Below are 20,664 nucleotides of genomic sequence, written 5' to 3'. Positions count from 1 at the left end.
GGCCCGGCCGGACCGGACCGCCGGCTCCGACCGGCGCGGGCCGGCTGGCGCTGGGCCGGCTGGCGCGGGCTCGAGGACGGGTCAGGTCGGTTCGTCCCAGGGCCGGCCCTCGAAGGGGCGTGGCGGCTTCGCCACGGCGCGGGCCAGCCAGCCGTCGACGAAGAGCCGTTCCCGGGGGTCCAGCGTCGCGGCCAGCTCCACCGGGACGTCCGTGGCGAAGACACCCAGAACACCGGGAACGGCGGCGGCGTCCGCCAGCCGCCCGGCGGGCACGACCACCAGCGCGAGGCGCGGCGGCAGGCGCGCGGTCACCTGCGCCCACCGCCCGATGACGTCCAGAGCCGTGCCCGCCGCCGTGGCGTCCTCGGCCAGCACGAACAACAGCTCGCGCGGCGCCCCCCACCCCGGCTCCCCCGGCCCAGACGACTCCGGCTCCGGCACCGGCACCGGCACCCACTCGGGCTCGGGCTCCGGCACAGCCGGTTCCCCGTTCCCCGGTTCCGGTTCCGGTTCGCCGCACGCCGACTGCGCGGGGCCTCGAGCACTCACCGGGTGTCCTCCTCTTCTCGGGGATCAGCCGCTCTCGGGGATCAGCCGCCACCGCGGCGCGTGACGCCCGCCGCGGTGGATGGACGCGGCGGCCGGTACAGGACAGGGTGGGAACATACGGGCCCACTCACGGGTCGGTGATGCTGCGACGTGAGGGGGTGCGGGCGACGGTGAGTGAGCGACTGCCGCTGTTTCCGCTCGGTACTGTCCTGCTGCCAGGTCTGTTGATGCCACTGCAGATCTTCGAGGAACGCTACCGGGTCCTGGTCCGCGAACTGCTCGAAATACCCGAGACCGAACCGCGCCGCTTCGGCGTGGTGGCGATCCGGCGCGGCCGGGAGGTCGGCCCGGCGGTGCCGCAGACCTACGAGATCGGCTGCACCGCGCTGGTCCGCCGGGTGGAGGCCCTCCCGGACGGGCGGTTCTCGATGGTCACCGTGGGCGGTTCCCGTTTCCGGGTCCACTCCGTCGACGAGAGCAGCCACCCCTACCTGGTCGGCGATGTCGAGTACCTCGACGACGTCGTCGGCGACGAGGCCGCCGCCGCCGGCAACGCCGCGGTGGTGACCCGGCTGCTGCGGGAGTACACCGAGCGCCTCACCGCCAGCGGCACCGTCGAGGTCAAGCTGCCCGAGCTGCCGACCGACCCGATCGCGCTGTCCTTCCTCGTCGCGGCGGCGGTCGCCAACGACATCGCCGAGCGGCAGGAACTTCTCGCCGCGCCGGACGCCGCGGCAAGGCTGCGCGGGGAACGGGCCCTGCTGCGCCGCGAGCTCGGCCTGCTCGAACGCATCACGACCGTCGGCTCGAGCGAGCTGAACCGGATCACGCCGAGCTCCAACTGACCCGGCGCGCACACGCCGACCCGATCCGGCTCCGGCCCCGCCGGCTCGCTCCTGCGGCGACGCTGTCAGCACGGCGCCGTCAGCGGCGGCGCCGTCAGCGGCGGCTCCGTCAGCGGCGGCGCCGTGGCCAGCCGAAGGTGGTCCCGCCGGCCCAGAGCGCCAACGCCAGCACCAGCAGCGCGACTCCGGGCAGCACCAGGTAGAGGCCGGTGGCCCGCACGTGGAAGTCCGCCAGGTCACGCAGGAGGTCGGTCGCGTTGGGAGGGAGCGAGTCGAGGGCGGCGTCGGAGCGGCGCAGCCGCCCGACCTCCCCCGTCAGCAGTGAGCCGGCGACGCCGCCGGCCCCGAGGCCGACCGCGACCGGCCAGCCCACGTCCGCCGCGCGCCAGTAGGTGACGAGGCCGCCGATCACTCCGGCCACGGCGCAGATCATCGCGAAGTAGGCGTCGACGGTGCTCTGCACCGAGAAGACGGACATCGCCCCGGCGAGCACCGCCGCCACGTCGAGGTGGGGGGCGCAGGCGGCCCACAACAACCCCAGCAGCGGACCCACGACGACCATCGCGAGCGCACACACGGCCCCGGCGAGCAGCCTGGCCCGCATGCTCTGCGGCGGCGACGTGCTCGCCCAGGCCGCGGCCTCGCCCTCGGCCAGATCCGCCGCGGACACCACTGCCTCCTCGTGCACCGCTGGCTCCGCCGGCACCGCCGCCGCTGGCTCCGCCGGTACCGCCGGCCCGATGGGCGTCACCGTGTCCGCCGGCTCGGCCGGTGTCCCGGCGGACCGGTCTGAGGAGGCCGCAGGGTCAGCCGGAACGGGCTCGGCCCCATCCTCGGCCCGCGGGTGCCCATCCGGCGCGGAACACACCGATATGTCCCGGGTGCCCCGGGTGCCGCCCGGCAACTCTGCCACGACCCGTCCGTCTCCTCGCCAGCCACACCGGCCCTTCGACCCGGATCCTCCGGGGTGACCCGGTTCATCCAGGGCGAGCCGACCCCCGTCGATGCCGGACTCAGGCATCGACCGTACCCGCCGCCGCGACGGCCCCGCCTCCCGCCGCTCGGCCCGGACCACCGGTGGTCCGGGCCCGGTCGCTCCGGCCCGCGGCGACCGGAGCCACGCCCAGCGTGCGGCGGGCCCGAGGTCAGGAGCGGGTGACGCGCCGCAGGGCGTGTGCGGCCACCAGCAGCGCGGCCACGGCGACCGCGGCACAGACCCCGAGATCCGCCGAGACTCCCACCCAGTCGACCGAGGGCGCGAACGCCTGGGCCAGTGCGTCGACCGCGTAGCTGCTCGGCAGCAGGTCACGCGCCAGGCGCCCGATACCCGGCAGCCTGTCGGCGGGAATGACCCCCAGGAACAGCACCACGCTCATGCCGAGCTGACCCGCGACCGTCGCGAGCTCCGGCTTCGGCGCGAGCAACCCGATCGCCGCACCGATGCCGGCCAGGCTCGCCCCGGCCAGAACCGTGACCGGAAGCAACAGCCACAGACCCGCCATCGGCAGGCCATACAGTACCGAGCCGACGAACACCGTCACAATCGTGCCCGGTACCGCGAACGTCGCGTAGGACGCGGCCGTTCCGAGGACGACCGCGGCGCCGGAGATCGGCAGTGTCAGGTAGTAGTCGAGCGCCCCGGCGGCGCGAAGCGCGCCGAACCGCTGTGCCAGCAGGTTGAGCGCCACGAAGGCCACGACGAGCACCGTCGAGCCGGCCACGACCGAGGCCGCCGCCGAGTCGTCGCCGACGTCGACGATGCCCCGCAACAGGATCATGATGCCCAGCGACTGGAACGCGGCGACGAACAGCAACGGCACCCGCGCCACCCGCGCACGGGCCAGCTGGCCCCGGTACACGGCCGCGAGGGCGGCCGGGAAGGCCGTCCCCAGCGGGAGCGGCACCGGTGACGCGTCAGCCACGCCGTCGCCCAGGTCCGCGATGGGCCGCACCGCCGCGTCAGCCACCGCGGCCTGCGCCGCCTCAGCCACCGCAGCGGCCTCGGCCGCCGGGGCCGCCGGGAGCTTCGTCGCACCAGCCGCCTCGGCCACCGGAAGCTTCAGCGAGCCCACCGGAACCGCCACCGCGGGCTTGCGTGAGCCAGCCGAGCCGGCCGGCGCGGGTGTCCCCGGGCCGGCCGCGGTGTGAGGCGTCGTCAAGGTCATGTCCGCTCCAGATCACGGCAGGTACCGCCGAGAGTGAGATACACGTCCTCCAACGACGGAGTCGCGAGACTGAAATCGTCCAGGGCCGCGAACGCCGGCCCGGAGGTGAGCTGGCCCAGGGCGTCCCGCGCGTCGGCCTGCGCGAGCCGCGTCGTCCAGCGCCGGCCGGTGACCCGCGCCGTGGCGGCGAGCCGGGCGACCGTCGGATCATCCACCGGTGGGTCGTGCCGCCAGACGAGGTCGAGCCGGACGTCGTCCGACACCGACGCCTTGAGCCGGCCGGGTGAGTCACAGGCGATCACGCGACCGGCCTCCAGCACGGCGACCCGGTCGAGGACGGTCTCGGCCTCCAGCACGTTGTGCGTGATCAGCACGACGGTCGTCCCACGCTCGGCCCGCCGGCGCTCGAGCGCCGCCCACACCGACCGGCGCGCGGAGGGATCCAGGCCCGTGGTCGGCTCGTCGAGCACCAGCACGGGGCGCTCACCGACCAGCGTGGCCGCCACGCAGGCCAGCCGGCGCTGACCACCGGAAAGCCGCCCGAGTGGCCGGCTCACCACCGCGCCCAGCGAGAGCTCCTCGATGACCTCGTCACGCTCGCGGCGCGCGGCGGCGCGGGACAGGCCGCGAAGCCGCGCGGTCGTCTCCACGGCCAGCCCGACCGGCAGGTCGGCCAGGGCGAGATCGTCCTGGCCGAGGTAGGCCGCCATCCGAGCGGCGGCCGCGGGCCGGTTGACGATGTCGTGACCGAACATGGTGATGGAGCCAGCGTCGGGCCGAAGCAGGCCCATCAGCTGGCGGACAAGTGTGGTCTTTCCGGCCCCGTTGGGACCGAGCACGCCGAAGACCTCGGCCGGTCGAACGTCGAGATCGATACGGTCGTTGGCGAGAACGGCGCACTCCCCGGCACCGTGCCGCCGGGTGAGGCCACGCACGGCGTAGCTCAGCACGGCTGTCATTCTCGCAGCCGCCACGCCGAGGTGGCGCCGCGGGCCGATGCCACCGACGTCACACCCGGGCCAGCCGGCACACCCGAACGCCCCGACACCCTCGAACACCCCGTCACGCGCCCGGCCCGCGCGCCGGTACCGACAGCAGAGACAACCACACAGTCAGGGCAATACGACACGGTCAGACGGCGCTGCTCATCCAGACCACGATGTCGAGGATCCGCAGCGGCGTCACCGGCGGACCACCCGGCGGCACGAGGCCCGCGAGCCGGCGGAACTCGTCGGCGTTCTCCCGAAGGTCGTGCTGCATGGCACGGACGAGCAGTTGCATGTACTGCCGCCAGGACCGCCCGTCCCGCGGCGACGGGGGCACGCAGTCCTCGTGCTGGTAGAAGATCCTGACCTTCGAGTCGAACAGCGGAACCAGGGCCGGCCGCTTGCGGTGCAGCACCTTCGCGATCAGCGAGCCCTTGACGTCCCGGTCGGCGACGTCGGGATCGTCGAGCGGGTCGTAGAGGGCGGCCACCAGGTCGAGCGTGACCTCGTCCGCCTCGATCAGCTCGATGCCCGGCGGAAGCCGGTCCAGCGCGCGCTGCAGCAGCGGCAGGAGCGCGGTCAGGGTGTGCATACGGTCGACGTCGACGCTCACACCGAGCAGGCAGGGCGACAGCAGATCTCCGGTACACAGGAGGTCGGGGTCGCCGTTGGTGACGAGGCCGTCGTAGTACGGATAGGCGTACCGAAGCCCTCGTCGGCGCGGGCCTACGTATTCCTCCAGCAGGCTCTCCGCATCGAAGACCTCCCGGGTGCCCCTCGCCAGCCTCACCCGAGCGCCCCCTTCATGTCACACCACCCCCGTCGTCGTCGTCGACGGCCGGACCGCGACTCGCCGGCACGCGCCGATGCGCACCACGAGCAATCCTGCCCTGTCACCCCCCGCACGCGGAAGACGCCCCCGTGGGACAACCGGGCAAGCCGCCCCGCCCAGGCGTGCCGCTGGCGACGTGCGGGTGGGCACCTCGCAGCGCACAGGACGGAAAGCAACGACCGACACGATCGGATCAGGCCCGAACGAGGTGAATGTCGGCCGGATCGCGAGCCGGGTCAGGAGCGGACCGGGTCCAACGGGACGAATCGTACGGCGGACGGCGAGCTGCCCGGCGGCGCGGGATGCACCGTGCGCACCGGCCCGCGACGCGTGAGCTCGAGCAGACGTTCCGCCGGGGCCCGCACCACGGCCGCGTACAGACATCCGCACCGGGCGCGCAACGCCATCGCCTCCAGATGCGCCCGCTGGGCGGCTACGGCATCCGTGTCCTCGCGCGCAAGGGTTTCGGCGGCGTCGGCGGCGCTGTCGAAGGCCGACTCGACATCCGCGACGGGGTCACGAACGTTCGCCGACGTCTCGGCACCGTCCGGGGGTACCCGGAAGAACACCTCGGTCACCCGGTAGTCCGCGAGCGTCCGGACCAGCTCGGCCGGTGTCTGGTAGGCGGTCAGGCTGACGACGGCGTAGAGGTCGGCGGCGGGCGCCGCCGCGCTCAGCGACTCCAGCTCGGACCGTGTCCTGTCGGCATAGGCCCCGGCAGCGTCACCGGCAGCCGGGCCCACCACGATGCTGGGTTCGACCGGACCGGCCGCGGCACCGTCGTCGTCGGCGGCGGCATCGGCGGTTCCGGACTGGCTGACGGCGGAGCCCGCCGCCCCGGAAGCGGAGCCGGCGCCCGAACTCGAGCCGGACATGGCGCCGCCGGAATCGGAGCCGCGCAGCATGGTGGTGACCGCCCCAACCACGATCAGCACGACCAGCCCGAGGACGAGCACCCGGAAGGCGGCCTCCAGCACGCCCGCGGCCGCCCAGCCTCGTGCTGCCCGCGGCTCGGCCCCGGTCACAGCCCCCGGCGCGTCGTCGACGGCCACCCTGGCGGTCACAGCGGCACGCGCTCGCCTCGCCCCCGCCCACTGGCGGTCCCCGACCGAGCCCAGACCTGCCTGCGCCCAGTTCAGCGCCCGCCCGATCGCCGGCAGCGCCGCGTCGTCCACCCGGTCGAGCAGGCCGAGCAGGCCGGAGGATGACGCCGGGGCGCCCGCAGGACCGTCACCGCCCGCAGGACCGTCATCACCCGCCGCGGCGTCGGGGTCCGGTGGGGCAGCTCCCTGGGCACGGGGAGACACCGGTTTCCTGGCAGGCATGGTCAGGTCTGGTCGTTCAGCCGTCTCAGGGCCTCGGCGAGGTCGTCGGGATCGGGGCTGACGAAGCGCACCCAGGAGCCGTCGGACGGATGGGCGAAGGCGAGGCTGGCGGCGTGCAGCCACTGCCGCTCCAGGCCGAGCCGCTGCGCCAGCGTCGGATCCGCGCCATAGGCGAGATCCCCCACGCAGGGATGGCGCAGCGCCGACAGGTGGACCCGGATCTGGTGCGTGCGACCGGTCTCGAGCCGGACCGACAGCAGGGAGGCCGAGCGGAACGCCTCCTCGGTGTCGTAGTGGGTCACACTGGGCTTGCCGCCCGCCACGACCGCGAAAAGCCCGGGGCGCCGGGGGTGCCGGTCGATCGGCGCGTCCACCGTGCCCCGCAGCGGGTCCGGATGCCCCTGCACGACCGCCCGGTAGACCTTCTCCACCTCGCGGTCACGGAAGGCCCGTTTGAGCAGCGTGTAGGCCCGCTCGCTCTTCGCCACGACCATGATCCCGGTGGTGCCGACATCGAGCCGGTGCACGACGCCCTGCCGCTCGGCGGCACCCGAGGTGGAGATTCGGTAGCCGGCCGCGGCCAGCGCGCCGATCACCGTCGGCCCGGTGAAGCCGGGCGCCGGATGCGCCGCCACGCCCACGGGCTTGTCGACCACCACGATGTCGTCGTCGTCGTGCAGGATGCCCAGCCCCTCGACCGGGGTGGCGTCGACCGTCACCGGACGCGGCGGGGCGGGCAGCGCGACCTCCAGCCACGCACCACCGGCGACCCGGTCGGAGCGGCCCCGCACCTGGCCGTCGACGCTCACCTGCCCGTCGTCCACGACGCTCGCGGCCGCGGTGCGGGAAAGCCCGAACATGCGGGCGAGAGCGGCATCGAGCCGCATGCCGTCCAGACCGTCCGGAACCGGCACCGAACGCCGATCCGTGTAGGACGTCGTCATCGGGCCGTTCCCATCCGGGATTCCAGGTCGGTAGCCGCGCAGGGGCCGCGACGAGAGGAGTTGAGGATTTCGGCTGTTCTGGCGACCGAAATCCCCAACTCCTGCTCGGGAGCAACGCCAGCCACGGCGGCCGCTCGCGGCCACGAATCGAAGAGTTGAGGATTTCGGCTGCTCTGGCGACCGAAATCCTCGACTCCTGCCCGCCAGCTGTCGCGGACCGTCAGAGGAAAGAGGCTCATTGCCCACCTGGCCTGGACGGATCCGACGGCTGGCGCGGATCATCCGGTCGAGGTTGCCCGGCCGCGGCACCCGTCCCCGAGGGCGCCGCAGCACCGCCGGGGAGGCCGGACACAGCCGGCGCCCCAGCAGACACGGCCGGCGGCCCAGCAGAAACGGCTGGCGGCCCGGCAGAAACGGCTGGCGGCCCGGCAGCGGCACCGGAGGCAGCAGACACCGCAGCGGCTCCGGAGGCGGCGGGTGCACCAGGAGTGCCGGGCCTGGCCCCGGACGGCTGGTCGCCGGTGAGCCGGCTGCCGTCCAGCCCGATCCCCAGCAGCGAGAGCACCACCGCGAGCACTCCGCCGCACACGATCGCCGAATCCGCCAGGTTGAAGATCGGCCAGTGATGGATGTGGACGAAGTCGACCACATGGCCACGCAGCGGGCCGGGCGCACGGAAGATCCGGTCGATCAGGTTGCCCACCGCACCGCCGACCATCGCCCCGAAGACGAACGCCCACCCGGTCGAGGCCAGCCGCCGGGCGGTGAGGCCGACGACCACGACCACGGCCAACGCCACCAGGCTGAGGAACACGGTGGCGCCGCCGGCCAGGCTGAACGCCGCCCCCGAGTTCCGGGTGAGGCGCAGGTCGAGCGCGCCGGGGATGATCTCGACCGGCCCGCGGCCGGAGAGCTTGGCGACCGCGAGCATCTTGGTCACCACATCCAGCGCGATCAGGCAGACCGCGGTCACCGCGACGATCATGACTGCTGGCCGTGGGGTGAGACGCCGGCCCGGCGCGGGCCCGGCGCCCGACGGCGCGGCACCCGACGGCACAGGACCCGACGGCACAGGACTCGACGGCACGGCACCCGACGGCACGGCACCACCGGCACTCAGCTCTGCTCCCGGCTCGCCCACCACAGCCACCACTCTACGGGTGCGCCCGCACCCTCCGGTCACGCCGGGACGATCCGCTCGCCGGGCGGCGCCCGCGAGCGACCCGCCGTGCCCGCGTCGAGACCTGTGCGCCGTCGGCTACGCTGGGGGACGCGGAAAGGCGTCGACGGGACGAGTAGCGGCGGGCGCAGTCACAGCGAGCCGGGGGCGGTGCGAGCCCGGTGGCCAGCGCGCCGTGAAGATCACCCCTGAGCCGCCGGGAGAACAGGGCAGCCGCCCCCAGTAGATCCGGCCACCGCGGCAGACAAAGAGTGGCCGCCCGCCGCTGTCCGTCAGGGCAGCCCGGCCCGGGCGTGCAAGGAGGGTGGTACCGCGGTACCTCCCCACCACACCTGTCGGCGGGCGACTGACGCCGCGGGGAGTGACGTGGGGGGTGTCGTCCCTCCGCCGGAGAGCCCCACCCGCCGACGGAGACCGCCACCATGACCGCTACGCCCGACGTACCCGCGGCCAACACGCCCGAGTCCGCCCCGCCTGCACCCACGCCGGCGCAGGCGTCGGCGTCCCTGTTCCGGAGCCTGCCCACCCGGGTCGACCTGCCGGCGTTCGAACGCGAGACGCTGGAGCGCTGGAAGGACACCAAGGTCTTCCACCGGTCGCTGCAGGCCAGCGCGGACCGCCCGCTGTGGAGGTTCTACGAGGGCCCGCCGACCGCCAACGGCCGGCCCGGAGCCCATCACGTCGAAGCCCGGGTGTTCAAGGATCTGTTCCCGCGCTACCGGACCATGAAGGGCTACCACGTACCCCGCCGCGCCGGCTGGGACTGCCACGGCCTGCCCGTCGAGCTCGCGGTGGAGAAGGAGCTCGGGTTCACCAGCAAGGGCGACATCGAGGACTACGGCATCGCCGAGTTCAACGCGAAGTGCCGCGAGTCCGTCCTGCGCCACGTCGCGGACTTCTCCGCGATGACCGAGCGGATGGGCTACTGGGTCGACCTGGACACCGCCTACCGCACGATGGACACCGAGTACATCGAGAGCGTCTGGTGGTCGCTGAAGCAGATCTTCGACAAGGGGCTGCTGGTCGAGGACTACCGGGTCACCCCGTACTGCCCCCGCGACGAGACGCCGCTGTCCGACCACGAGGTCTCCCAGGGCTACAGCGACACCGCCGACCCGTCGGTGTACGTCCGTTTCCCCATCCTGGACGGCCCGCGGGACCTGGCCGGGCGCGGCGCGCACCTGCTGGTGTGGACGACGACGCCGTGGACGCTGGTCTCCAACACCGCGGTGGCGGCCAACCCGGAGGTCACCTACGTGCTCGCCCGGGCCGCGAGCGGTGATCTCCTGGTGGTCGCCGAGCCGCTGCTGGCCGCCGCGGTCGGTGAGGACGCCGAGATCCTGGACCGTTTCTCCGGCACCGAGCTCGCCGGCACCCGCTACGCGCGGCCGTTCGAGCTGGTCGAGCTGGCACGTTTCGAGGAGGCGGCGGCGAAGGTCGTCGCCGCCGCGCCGGCCGGCTCACCGCCGCCGGCCCGTCCGCACTCGGTGGTGCTCGCCGACTACGTGACGACGACGGACGGCACCGGGCTGGTCCACCAGTCACCCGCGTTCGGCGCCGAGGACCTCGCGGTGTGCCGCGCCAACGGCCTGGGCGTGGTCAACCCGGTGGGGCCGGACGGCCGGTTCCTGCCCGACGTCCCGCTGGTGGGTGGCCTGTTCTTCAAGGACGCCGACGCGCCGCTGTCCGCCGACCTCACCGCCCGGGGCCTGATGTGGCGGGCACTGACCTACACGCACAGCTACCCGCACTGCTGGCGCTGCCACACCCCGCTGATCTACTACCCGCTGCCGTCCTGGTACATCCGCACGACGGCGGTGCGGGACAGGCTGCTCGCCGAGAACGCGCGGACCGACTGGCATCCCGGCCGGATCCGCGACGGGCGCTACGGGGAGTGGCTGCGGGGCAACGTCGACTGGGCGCTGTCACGCAACCGGTACTGGGGCACCCCGCTGCCGATCTGGCGGTGCGAGGCGGATCCGTCCCATCTGACCTGTGTGGGCTCGCTCGGTGAGCTGTCCGCGCTCGCCGGGGAGGACCACTCCGGGCTCGACCCGCACCGCCCGTTCGTCGACGACGTCACGGTGCCGTGCCCCAGCTGTGACGCCACCGCGCGGCGGGTCCCCGAGGTCATCGACGTCTGGTACGACAGCGGCGCCATGCCGTTCGCCCAGTGGGGCGCGCCGCACCGCAACGCCGAGGAGTTCGCCCAGCACTACCCGGCCCAGTACATCTGCGAGGCCATCGACCAGACCCGCGGCTGGTTCTACACGCTGATGGCGATCGGCACCCTGGTGTTCGACCGGTCGTCCTACGAGACGGTGCTGTGCCTGGGCCTGCTGCTGGACGCCGACGGCCGCAAGATGAGCAAGCATCTGGGCAACGTCCTCGACCCGTTCGACCTGTTCGAGCAGCACGGGGCGGACGCCGTCCGGTGGCTGATGCTGGCCGGTGGCTCACCCTGGTCGGACCGGCGGGTCGGGCACGAGGCCATCGAGGACATCGTCCGCAAGATCCTGCTCACCTACTGGAACACCGCGTCGTTCTTCGCCCTCTACGCGGGCGCGGCCGACTGGCGTCCGACGGCGGCGGACGGGGCCGGCACCGCGGCGACGGCGGCCGATCCGGCCGAGGCCGCCGCCGGGTCGGCGGCCGACGTTCCGGCCCGGCGCCCGGTGCTGGACCGGTGGGCGTTGTCCGAGCTCGCGGACACGGTCGCCGAGGTGGACCAGGCCCTGGAGCACTTCGACTCGCTGCGGGCCGGGCGGCGCATCGCGCGCTTCGTCGACGACCTGTCCAACTGGTATGTCCGGCGCTCGCGGCGGCGGTTCTGGGCCGGCGACCCGAACGCGCTAGCCACCCTCTACACCTGCCTCGACGGACTCACCCGGGTGATGTCACCGTTCACCCCGTTCCTGACGGACTGGCTGTGGTCGCGCCTGTTCTCGGGCATCCTGCCGGGGGCACCGGACTCGGTCCACCTCGCGGCCTGGCCACAGCTGCCAGCCGACCTGGTCGAACCGGGCCTTTCCGACCAGATGGACCTGGTGCGCAGGATCGTCGAGCTCGGCCGCTCGGCCCGCGCCGCGAGCGGGGTGCGGACCCGCCAGCCGCTGCCGCGCGCGGTGGTCGGCTCGTCCGCCTTCGAGGACGTGTCCGACGAGCTGCGGGGCCAGATCTCCGAGGAGCTCAACGTCGTCACGGTCGAGGCCGCGACCTCGGACCTGGTCGACATCAGCGTGAAGCCCAACTTCCGCGCACTGGGGCGGCGCTTCGGCAGTCGCACCAAGGCGGTGGCCACGGCGGTCGCCGCCGCCGGGGCGCCGGTGGACGGCCAGCTGACGGTGACCGTGGACGGTGAGGCCATCGACCTCGGCGGCGACGAGCTGATCATCACCGAGACGCCGCGGGAGGGCTGGTCCGTCACCAGCGAGTCGGGTCTGTCCGTCGCACTGGATCTGACGGTCACCCCGGAGCTCGCCCGCGCTGGCCTGGCCCGTGACGTGGTGCGGGTCCTGCAGGACGCCCGCCGGGCCGCGGGGCTGGAGATCACCGACCGGATCGAGCTGCACTGGAGCTCCGGCCGGGAGGAGACCCAGACGGCGTTGCGCGAGCACGGCGCGACGGTCGCGGACGAGATCCTGGCCACCGTGTTCCTGGAGACACCGCCGGATCAGGAGCTGCCGACCGCGGCCGGGTGGCACCAGGGATCGTCGGCCGACCTCGGGCTGACCTTCGCCCTGAGCCGGGTCGCCCGGTCTGTGACCGCAACCAGCTGACCAACCCGGGACTCCGGGCCCGGCCCCGTCGGGGGCCGGGCTACCGGTGAAGGCCGGGCTACCGGTCTGGTTGGTCCGCCAGCGTAGCCAGCACGTGGCCGTACGGGTATAGGCCCGACCAAAATCGTTCACTCTTGCGACTCGCCAAATCGGGCTACCGGGCTACCGGGCGCTCCGAGGGCCGGCCGCGTTCGTGGAGTGCAAGCCTCCCACCCACCGACCGGCGATCTTGATCAGCGCCAATCCGCGACAGCCTCCCCGACGACCACGAACCTCAACTCCTGGTCGGCAGCAGCGGCAGACCCAGCGGCTAGCGAGCCCCGGGCCACCCGGCGGTCCGCCGGGCCACCGCGAGGGGCAGCAACGCCGCCCCGACGCAGAGCACGACGAGCGATGTGTAGGTCCAGGCTGTGGCACCGAACAGACCCACGACCGCGAGCACCGCGGCAACCGCTACCAGAGCACCGCTGACCATCACCATGCCGCACCGATCCTGAGCTGGGCATCGAGGAAGAGACCACACAAAAGCATCGGCGCCTGGTCAGCTCGCTGCGGACCAGGCGCCGATGGGGAAGAGCACGGGCGGCTCAGAACTCCTGCATTCCGGCCGCCTCCCGGCGACCAGGATCCAGATCCGGGCGGCCGTTGTGGCCGTTGGCCTCCCGGGCAAGAGCTCCCGCGCCGATCGGAGGGCCGGTCTGGAAGGCCGGAGCGGCCAGGTGCTGGGCGGGCTGCCCCGGGCCGGTGTTCTGCATGCCAACGTTCGCCGGGACGGGCGTCGGTGCCGACTGACCGGGGTTGAGGCCGGGGCGCGACGGGCCACCCGGGCCGACGGCGGGCTGGGTCGGCATACCGTCGAGATCGCGAAGCTGCATCTCCAGGTAGGCCCGCAGCCGGGTGCGGTACTCGCGCTCGAAGGCCCGCAGCTGCTCGACCTGGCTTTCCAGCCGGCGCTTGTCGTCCTCGAGCCCACCGAGCTGCTCGGCGACGTGCGCCCGCGCCTCGCCGATGATGCGGTCCGCGTCGGCTCGCGCCTCGCGCCGGGCCCGCTCGGACTCCGCCCGCGCCTCGCGCAGCGCCTCGTCGGCGGTGCGCTGGGCGAGAACCAGCGTCCGCGCGACCCGCTGCTCGATGTCGGCGTCGGTCTGCCCGGGAGCTCCCGGGGCGCCGGGGCGGACCGGGGGCTGGCCACCGCCGCCGACCAGAGCCGGCATGACGGCCGTCGGGCCGCCGGGGACGGGTGGGCCGGCCTGCTGGCCGCCGACGGGACCGGCCTGGCCACCGGGGCCAACCGGGCCACCGGGCGGCCCCACCGGCGCCTGACGCTCGCGGCTCGCCTGTGCCACCTGCGCCTGGGCCTGGCCGAGATGCCGACGGGTCTCCTCGAGCTGACGCCGCAGCTGCTGGTTCTCCTCGATGAGGTGTGCCGGCACGCCGGGGCCACCTCCGCCGGACCGACGGGCTTCGTCGAGCTGGCGGCGCAGGTCGCTGCTCTCGTCAAGCAGCCGCGTCAGTTCGGCTTCCACCTCGTCGAGGAAGGTGTCGACCTCGTCCTCGTTATAGCCCGTACGGAACCTCGTCGGGCTGAAGACCTTGTTCTGAACGTCCTGCGGTGTCAGCGCCACGTCGCCTCCTCGTGCGGCATCGCCGCTCCCCGAAGAGAGGGCGGTCTGCGGGCAGTCTGCCCTGCCTGCGGTCGCGGTGTGCACATGACCTCGTCACAGCTCCTGCGCATAGCTCCTCAAAACCATGATCACCACGAGGAGGAGCAGGAAGCCGAGGTCAAGTGCAACGCTACCCACCCTCAACGGCGGAAGGAACCGCCGGATGAAACGCAACGGGGGGTCCGTCGCCGTGTACACGATCTCAAAGACCAGGACCAGGGGACCGGTCGGCCGGAAGGAACGACTGAGAGCACGTACCAGGTCCAGGACCCACCGCACGATCAGGAGCAGCAGGTAGGCCGTCAGCACCCAAAAGAGAAGCGATCCAAGTGCGCTGATGGTGCTCTCTCCTGAGGTGACGTGGGGAAGCCTCTGACGACCTTACCGGACGGTCTTGACCTTGCTATGACTGGTTGTAGAAACCACCCTCACGGATGCGTCGCTTGTCCGTCTCCGTGACCTCGACGTTGTGCGGCGAGAGCAGGAAGACCTTGTTGGTCACCTTCTCGATCGCACCGCGGAGCCCGAAGATCAGCCCCGCCGCGAAGTCGACCAGCCGCTTGGCGTCGACGTCATCCATCTCGGTGAGGTTCATGATAACGGGAGTCCCATCGCGGAACTCCTCACCGATCTGACGCGCCTCATTGTAGCTGCGCGGCTGGAGCGTCGTGATCCGGTAGGGCCGCGGCTCCTCGACCGGCGCCACACGGCGCATCGGAGTCGGCGCGGACGGTCGCAGGTGCTCCACTGGCGGACGTCGCGGCATGGCGACTGATTCCTCCCGTGCTTCGATCCGGCGGACCGACCGGTCTATCGGAACCGGGTCGGCCGTGGTCCGCCGATCGTCTCGTACGGCGCCTCGAACGGCATCATCATGCCCATCGTCGTCGTCGTAGTCGTCGTCGAGATAGTCGTCGTCCTCCTCGGCGAGCCCGAGGTAGACCATCGCCCTGCGACCGAGCCCCATGGGCGCGACTCTAAGGGACACCGTGCCGTTCACCGAACAAAGCGGTGCCGATCCGTAGGTGTGTCGCGCCCTCGGCGATCGCATCCTCAAGATCACTTGACATCCCGGCGCTCACCATCGTCGCTTCGGGAAAGTCGCCACGCAGCCGTTCGGACACTACCCGCAGTCGCGCGAACGCCGGGCGTGGCGGCACGCCGCGGGGCGCGACAGCCATCACGCCGGCCAGAACGAGCCCTGGAGCGCGCGCGACGAGCTCGGCGAGCGCCGGGACGTCCTCCGGCCGCGCACCGCCGCGCTCCGCGGCCACCGGCGGCGACGCAGCGGAATTCTCCCTGGTGGGAAAGGCCTTATCGACCGTCGCAACCGACGGGACGGCCACGTCACCCACCCGATCGAGGCTCACCTGGATACACACGGCAATGGTGGAGCCGCTTTCCGTGGCCACCCTGGAAAGGGTTTCGGCGAGCCTCACCCGGTCCACCGACTGCACGCAGTGTGCCCATCCGGCGACGGAACGCGCCTTGTTCCGTTGCAGCTGGCCGACGTAATGCCAGACCGGCACATCGACACGGACGGCCGAGCCGAGGGTCGCGAGGCCGTCAGCACGTGATGGAAACCATGCCCCGTCGGGCGGGCCCGCCAGAGTGATTCGCCCGGTCGGTGGCCTGTTCCCGGCGCCTGCGTTCCCCGGCCCGGGGGCCGCCGAAAGCGCCGGCAGCGTGGCCAGGACCCGTCGCACCGCCTCGACCTTCGGCCCGGCCTCCTGTTCGCGGTTCTCGGCGAAGTGCCGGACACCGAGAGAGCACAGGGCCACGACATCCTCGAACGGCCAGGTCTTGCTGACGGCGATCAGCGTCAGGTCCTCGGGATCACGCCCGGCGGCGCGGGCCGCCATGACGATCCTGTCCCGCACGACGGTCAGGCGGGACCGCAGCCCCTCCGCCCGCCGCGGATCCACGACGCTCACGTGCCGACCGGCCGGATGCCCACCGGTCGGATATCCGACAGCCAGGCCAGGCCCGCGAAGCGCCCGGTCCGGCCGTCGCGGCGGTACGAGAAGAGCTCGCTCGACTCCGCACTGCACATATCCGACACGGTCACCGGTCCGACGCCCGCCGCGGCGAGCTGGCCCCGCAGACCCGCCCGCAGGTCGAGCGACGGGGTACCGGCGCGGGTGGTCCCCGCGCTGCCGGGGACAACCCGCCCGACCTCCGACCGCATCGCCGCGGGAACCTCGTAGCACCGCCCGCAGATCGCCGGCCCGAGGGTGACCCGGAGCTCGGCACGGTCGACGCCGAGGCCGTCAAAGGCCTCCAGCGTGGCCGCCAGGACCCCGGCGGCCATGCCCTGGCGTCCGGCATGGGCGACACCGACCGCGGCCGGGGATTCGAACATCACCGGCACGCAGTCGGCCACCAGTACCGCGAGCGCCACCCCGGGCACATCCGTGACCATGGCGTCCGCCTCCGGTGGCGGCCCGGGGCCGCGCACCACGCTCACACGGGCACCATGCACCTGCCGCATGAACCGGACGGGCTGCCCGACCCGTGACTCGAGCAGCCGCCGGTTGGCCGCGACGGCTTCCGGATCATCACCTACATGATCGCCGAGGTTGAGCCCGGTGTAGGGCGGCCCGCTCGTCCCGCCGTCGCGGGTGGTCACCAGGACGGGCATCGCCGCCTACTTCAGGAAGTCCGGAACATCCAGCTCGTCGTCGTCGGCCACCGGCCGGACCGGGCGGCGCGGCGGGTAGTTCGGCCGCGGGCCGGGGCGGGCCGGCTCGGGACGGTGGGCAGCCATCGCGGGCCCGCCGGCGTCCTGCGTGCCAGCCCCACCGACCGGGCCCGTGCTGTGTGCCAGCCCGGGCCGGGGCGGCGCGGCCTGCGCCGAGGCCTGGTGCACCGGCGCCTGCCCGGTGCCCTGCGCCGGGCCGCCGGGGGCAGCCCCCGCGGTGGCCGGACGCCCGAAACCGCCCTCGCCGCCCGCCTCCGGGTAGTCCCGCCGCGGTGGCGCGCCGGGCAGCCGCTGACCGCCGCCGGTCCCGGCCGCGGCGGCTCCCCCGGCCGGGGCGGCCGGGCCGTCGTCCGGCAACGGCTCCGGCACGTAGTGACCGACCTGGGGGCCGGACGGCGGCAGGTAGCTGGCGTGGGTCGGCGCCGGCCGCGGCGGCGCGGTGACGCTCGGGATGGGCGGCAGCACCGTGGCGTTCGGCGCCGCCCCCGGGTTCTGCGGCGGGTTGGCCTGGCCGGGTGCCGGCAGCTGTTGCGGGCCGGTCCCCGGGCCTGCGCCCGGGCCAGGTGGACGCCGTTGGTTCGCCAGCGTCCGGGTACGCCGGTCCTGGACCGTGTCGAACCCGGCGGCGATCACCGTGACCCGGACCTCGTCACCCAGCGCGTCGTCGATCACCGCACCGAAGATGATGTTCGCCTCGGGATGCGCGGCGTCTGCCACCAGCTCGGCCGCCGCGTTGATCTCGAACAGGCCCAGATCGGACCCACCCGAGATGTTCAGCAGGACGCCCTGGGCGCCGTCCATGCTCGCCTCCAGCAGTGGCGAGGCGATGGCCTGCTCGGCGGCTACGGTCGCCCGGTCGTCTCCGCGGGCGCGCCCGATACCCATGAGCGCGCTGCCGGCGTGGGACATGACGGTCTTGACGTCGGCGAAGTCGAGGTTGATCAGACCAGGCGTGGTGATCAGGTCGGTGATGCCCTGGACACCGGAGAGCAGCACCTGGTCGGCGCTGCGGAAGGCGTCGAGCACGCTGATGTCGCGATCGGTCATCGCGAGCAGGCGGTCGTTCGGGATGACGATGAGGGTGTCGACCTCGTTGCGCAACGTGTCGATACCGGTGTCCGCCTGGGTGGCACGGCGGCGGCCCTCGAAGGTGAAGGGCCGGGTCACCACACCGATCGTCAGTGCACCGAGCGAACGGGCCACGTTGGCGACCACGGGGGCGCCACCGGTACCGGTGCCGCCACCCTCACCCGCCGTGACGAAGACCATGTCGGCCCCCTTGAGGACCTCCTCGATCTCCTCACGGTGGTCCTCGGCGGCCTGCCGGCCCACCTCCGGGTCGGCACCGGCGCCCAGGCCACGGGTGAGTTCACGGCCGACGTCGAGCTTGACGTCGGCATCACTCATCAACAATGCCTGGGCATCGGTGTTGATGGCGATGAACTCGACACCCTTGAGCCCGACCTCGATCATCCGGTTGACGGCGTTCACGCCGCCTCCGCCTATCCCGACGACCTTGATGACCGCGAGATAGTTCTGTGGGGCTGCCATGCGGTGTCGGTCCTCCAGCGGCGTAGGTGGGCAGGCAGGGGGGCTCCCCGGCTCCGGAGCCCGCGGTCTTGCGACCGATGGAGCGGGGAAGCAGCCGAGCAGCCTCAACCTTCACCGTCAGCTAGACGGTTACAGTTATGTCAACTTCCGACTGTGGATCGGACAGTAGGCACGGCTTCGGCAGTGGTCAAGGAAGCTGTCGGCGCGTCACACCGATGGGATTCACGTCCCCTTCGTCACACCGGTACCGGCTCGCCCGGCCGCCGGCACCGCGCATGTGCCGGGTGGTGTGTACTGCGTGGCGTGACCGGTCAGAACTCGGCAGGACCCGCGGCCGCGCAGAAGGCCGGGCCGGCGTCCTTCGTCACCCCTTCCCAGCCACAGCCCGATCGGGCGAAACGGGTGCACTTTCTCGGCATCGGCGGTTCCGGCCTGTCGCCCCTGGCCCAGATCCACCTGGCCGGCGGCGGGGAGGTCTCGGGCAGCGACCAGGAGGACTCGGCCCGGGTCGCCATGCTGCGGGCGCTGGGAATCGCGGTCCGCGTCGGGCCGCCCGCCGACCCGGCCACGCTGGCCACCGAGCTGCGCGGGGCGGACGTCATCGTGGCCTCGAGCGCGTTGCGGGACGACCACCCAGAGATCGTCGCGGCCCGCGCGCTCGGCATCCCCGTCATGCGTCGCTCCGACTGGCTGCCGGAGCTGACCGCGGCCTACCGGCTGGTCGCCGTCGCCGGCTCACACGGCAAGACCACGACGGCCGCCATGCTCACCCTGGTGCTGCGGGCCGCCGGGGTGGATCCCACCGCCGTCATCGGCGCCGAGGTGGCCCAGCTGGGGGGCAGCGCGGTGGCCGGGACGAGCGATGTGTTCGTGCTGGAGGCGGACGAATACGGCGGCGCGTTCGCCGGGCTCGACCCCGAGCTCGCCGTGATCACCAATGTCGAGTGGGAGCACCCGGACCTCTTCCCGGACGAGGCGTCGGTCCACGCGGTGTTCACCGACTTCGCCGCGCGGGTGCGCCCGGGCGGGCGGCTCGTGGTCTGCGGCGACCACCCCGGGGTCGCCGCCGTGCTCGCCCGGCTCGACCAGCGCGCCGCCGCACCCGACCAGCCGCGCACCGCACCCGACCAGCCGCGCGCCACACCGGAGCAGCCCGGACCCGACCAGCCGCGCACCGCGCCCGACCAGCTCCGTGCCACACCCGACCAGACCGGGCCCACACTCGACCAGACCGGCGCGGCGGCGCGGGCGCGGGTCGTCGACTACGGCTTCGCGGCGGGGCGGACCTGGCAGGCCGTCGGCTATACGCCTCGGCCCGGCGGCGGCTCGGTGTCGACCGTGTGGCACGACGGCGTCGAGGTGGGTGAGCTCGCGCTGGCGCTCCCCGGCCCGCACGTCGCCCTGAACGCCCTCGCCGCCCTCGCCACCTCGGCGGAGCTGGGGGTGGCGCCAGAGACCGCGCTGCGGGCGCTGGGGACGTTCTCCGGCGCGGCCCGGCGCTTCGACACCGTCGGCCAGGCGATCACGGCGGGCGGAACCGCCGTCGAGATCGTCGACGACTACGCCCACCATCCGACGGAGATCCGGGCCACCCTGCGGGCCGCCCGCGACCGGGCGGCGGGGCGCCAGGTCTGGGCCGTGACCCAGCCGCACACCTTCAGCCGGCTCGCCGCGCTGCTCGACGACTTCGCGACCGCCTTCGAGGACGCCGACCGCGTCTACGTCACCGACATCTACGCCGCACGCGAGACGGACGACCTCGGCCTGCACGCGACCGATCTGGCCAAGAGGATCAGCCGGCCTCGGCGCAGCGACTATGTGAGCTGGCCCGAGCTGCTCGACCGGCTCCTCACCGACCTGGACGCGGCGGCGGACGACGTCCAGGGCGACCGGGGCGTCCTGCTCCTCACACTGGGCGCCGGCACGATCACCACCGTCGGCCCGCTCCTGTTGGATCGGCTCCGCCGCCCCGGCGACCACGACCAGACCCCCGTTCCGGACACGATGGGACAGATCCCCAGGACGCGACCGGCCTGACAGGCCTTCCCTGCCGGCCACCACCCTGCGCGAATGGTTGACTGCGCCGCGTGACAATCGTCGGTGAGTGGCCGCGTGACAGCCCCACCGGCCGCTCCGATGGCGA

Annotated in this window: 18 protein-coding genes; 3 read left to right on the top strand and 15 right to left on the bottom strand. The window is 73.1% G+C overall.

Going from position 1 to position 20,664, the window contains the following annotated elements:
- Nucleotides 1-81: 81 nt before the first annotated feature.
- Nucleotides 82-477: a hypothetical protein gene (locus tag CcI49_RS02590; RefSeq protein WP_241839861.1), complete on the bottom strand. Its 396-nt coding sequence runs from the start codon at nucleotides 475-477 to the stop codon at nucleotides 82-84.
- Nucleotides 478-719: 242 nt separating this feature from the next.
- Between CcI49_RS02590 and CcI49_RS02585 the strand changes: the two genes are divergently transcribed.
- The gene (locus CcI49_RS02585) at nucleotides 720-1,394 is read left to right on the top strand and encodes an LON peptidase substrate-binding domain-containing protein (RefSeq protein WP_054566538.1); all 675 of its coding nucleotides are present in this window, start codon (nucleotides 720-722) and stop codon (nucleotides 1,392-1,394) included.
- A gap of 109 nt (nucleotides 1,395-1,503) precedes the next feature.
- Here CcI49_RS02585 and CcI49_RS02580 read toward each other — a convergent pair whose 3' ends face one another.
- The 7 genes from CcI49_RS02580 to lspA form a co-directional block, all read right to left on the bottom strand.
- Entirely contained in the window at nucleotides 1,504-2,082 is a 579-nt protein-coding gene (locus CcI49_RS02580) for a hypothetical protein (protein WP_241839860.1), read from the bottom strand.
- A 457-nt stretch (nucleotides 2,083-2,539) separates the two neighbouring features.
- Complete coding sequence (locus CcI49_RS02575) at nucleotides 2,540-3,559, bottom strand: ABC transporter permease (protein WP_076823941.1); 1,020 nt, start codon at nucleotides 3,557-3,559, stop codon at nucleotides 2,540-2,542.
- A complete protein-coding gene (locus CcI49_RS02570; RefSeq protein WP_054566537.1) occupies nucleotides 3,556-4,518 on the bottom strand; it encodes an ABC transporter ATP-binding protein in 963 nt (320 codons plus the stop codon). Before CcI49_RS02570 ends, CcI49_RS02575 begins: the two co-directional genes overlap by 4 nt.
- 172 nt (nucleotides 4,519-4,690) lie before the next feature.
- On the bottom strand, nucleotides 4,691-5,335 hold the full coding sequence (locus tag CcI49_RS02565) for a DUF6308 family protein (protein WP_006544916.1): 645 nt from the start codon (nucleotides 5,333-5,335) through the stop codon (nucleotides 4,691-4,693).
- Nucleotides 5,336-5,613: 278 nt separating this feature from the next.
- Nucleotides 5,614-6,684, bottom strand: a complete 1,071-nt coding sequence (locus CcI49_RS02560) for a hypothetical protein (RefSeq protein ID WP_083749257.1) — start codon at nucleotides 6,682-6,684, stop codon at nucleotides 5,614-5,616.
- A gap of 20 nt (nucleotides 6,685-6,704) precedes the next feature.
- Nucleotides 6,705-7,646 (bottom strand): RluA family pseudouridine synthase, encoded by a 942-nt coding sequence (locus CcI49_RS02555; protein WP_054565834.1) that lies wholly within the window; start codon nucleotides 7,644-7,646, stop codon nucleotides 6,705-6,707.
- Between the two features lie 235 nt (nucleotides 7,647-7,881).
- Nucleotides 7,882-8,748 (bottom strand): signal peptidase II, encoded by an 867-nt coding sequence (gene lspA, locus CcI49_RS02550; protein ID WP_241839872.1) that lies wholly within the window; start codon nucleotides 8,746-8,748, stop codon nucleotides 7,882-7,884.
- A 500-nt stretch (nucleotides 8,749-9,248) separates the two neighbouring features.
- Between lspA and ileS the strand changes: the two genes are divergently transcribed.
- Nucleotides 9,249-12,605, top strand: coding sequence for an isoleucine--tRNA ligase (gene ileS / locus CcI49_RS02545; protein ID WP_076823939.1), 3,357 nt, complete (start codon nucleotides 9,249-9,251; stop codon nucleotides 12,603-12,605).
- 310 nt (nucleotides 12,606-12,915) lie between these two features.
- Here the strand turns inward: ileS and CcI49_RS42415 are convergent, their stop codons facing one another.
- The 7 genes from CcI49_RS42415 to ftsZ form a co-directional block, all read right to left on the bottom strand.
- Nucleotides 12,916-13,086: a hypothetical protein gene (locus CcI49_RS42415; RefSeq protein ID WP_165615827.1), complete on the bottom strand. Its 171-nt coding sequence runs from the start codon at nucleotides 13,084-13,086 to the stop codon at nucleotides 12,916-12,918.
- A 106-nt stretch (nucleotides 13,087-13,192) separates the two neighbouring features.
- A complete protein-coding gene (locus tag CcI49_RS02540; protein ID WP_054565831.1) occupies nucleotides 13,193-14,230 on the bottom strand; it encodes a DivIVA domain-containing protein in 1,038 nt (345 codons plus the stop codon).
- A 93-nt stretch (nucleotides 14,231-14,323) separates the two neighbouring features.
- Entirely contained in the window at nucleotides 14,324-14,578 is a 255-nt protein-coding gene (locus tag CcI49_RS02535; RefSeq protein ID WP_054565830.1) for a YggT family protein, read from the bottom strand.
- A 94-nt stretch (nucleotides 14,579-14,672) separates the two neighbouring features.
- On the bottom strand, nucleotides 14,673-15,236 hold the full coding sequence (sepF, locus tag CcI49_RS02530; protein WP_054565829.1) for a cell division protein SepF: 564 nt from the start codon (nucleotides 15,234-15,236) through the stop codon (nucleotides 14,673-14,675).
- A 10-nt stretch (nucleotides 15,237-15,246) separates the two neighbouring features.
- Nucleotides 15,247-16,203: a YggS family pyridoxal phosphate enzyme gene (locus CcI49_RS02525; protein ID WP_076823937.1), complete on the bottom strand. Its 957-nt coding sequence runs from the start codon at nucleotides 16,201-16,203 to the stop codon at nucleotides 15,247-15,249.
- Nucleotides 16,200-16,910 (bottom strand): peptidoglycan editing factor PgeF, encoded by a 711-nt coding sequence (gene pgeF / locus CcI49_RS02520; RefSeq protein ID WP_054565827.1) that lies wholly within the window; start codon nucleotides 16,908-16,910, stop codon nucleotides 16,200-16,202. Before pgeF ends, CcI49_RS02525 begins: the two co-directional genes overlap by 4 nt.
- A gap of 6 nt (nucleotides 16,911-16,916) precedes the next feature.
- Nucleotides 16,917-18,521: a cell division protein FtsZ gene (gene ftsZ / locus CcI49_RS02515; protein WP_054565826.1), complete on the bottom strand. Its 1,605-nt coding sequence runs from the start codon at nucleotides 18,519-18,521 to the stop codon at nucleotides 16,917-16,919.
- Nucleotides 18,522-18,824: 303 nt separating this feature from the next.
- Between ftsZ and CcI49_RS02510 the strand changes: the two genes are divergently transcribed.
- On the top strand, nucleotides 18,825-20,558 hold the full coding sequence (locus CcI49_RS02510; protein ID WP_076823935.1) for a Mur ligase domain-containing protein: 1,734 nt from the start codon (nucleotides 18,825-18,827) through the stop codon (nucleotides 20,556-20,558).
- Nucleotides 20,559-20,664 lie beyond the last annotated feature (106 nt).

The sequence above is a fragment of the Frankia sp. CcI49 genome, from assembly GCF_001983215.1.
GTDB lineage: Bacteria > Actinomycetota > Actinomycetes > Frankiales > Frankiaceae > Parafrankia > Parafrankia irregularis.
Note: the sequence above shows the minus strand (reverse complement) of the source record. Positions and strands in the feature narration are given on the sequence as shown.

Bases quoted from the DNA above. Each gene is read 5' to 3' on its own strand.
- CcI49_RS02575 (WP_076823941.1), bottom strand. From the start codon at position 3,559: ATGACCTTGACGACGCCTCACACCGCGGCCGGCCCGGGGACACCCGCG.
- CcI49_RS02570 (WP_054566537.1), bottom strand. From the start codon at position 4,518: ATGACAGCCGTGCTGAGCTACGCCGTGCGTGGCCTCACCCGGCGGCAC.
- CcI49_RS02555 (WP_054565834.1), bottom strand. From the start codon at position 7,646: ATGACGACGTCCTACACGGATCGGCGTTCGGTGCCGGTTCCGGACGGT.
- ileS (WP_076823939.1), top strand. From the start codon at position 9,249: ATGACCGCTACGCCCGACGTACCCGCGGCCAACACGCCCGAGTCCGCC.
- CcI49_RS42415 (WP_165615827.1), bottom strand. From the start codon at position 13,086: ATGGTGATGGTCAGCGGTGCTCTGGTAGCGGTTGCCGCGGTGCTCGCG.
- sepF (WP_054565829.1), bottom strand. From the start codon at position 15,236: ATGGGGCTCGGTCGCAGGGCGATGGTCTACCTCGGGCTCGCCGAGGAG.
- pgeF (WP_054565827.1), bottom strand. From the start codon at position 16,910: ATGCCCGTCCTGGTGACCACCCGCGACGGCGGGACGAGCGGGCCGCCC.
- ftsZ (WP_054565826.1), bottom strand. From the start codon at position 18,521: ATGGCAGCCCCACAGAACTATCTCGCGGTCATCAAGGTCGTCGGGATA.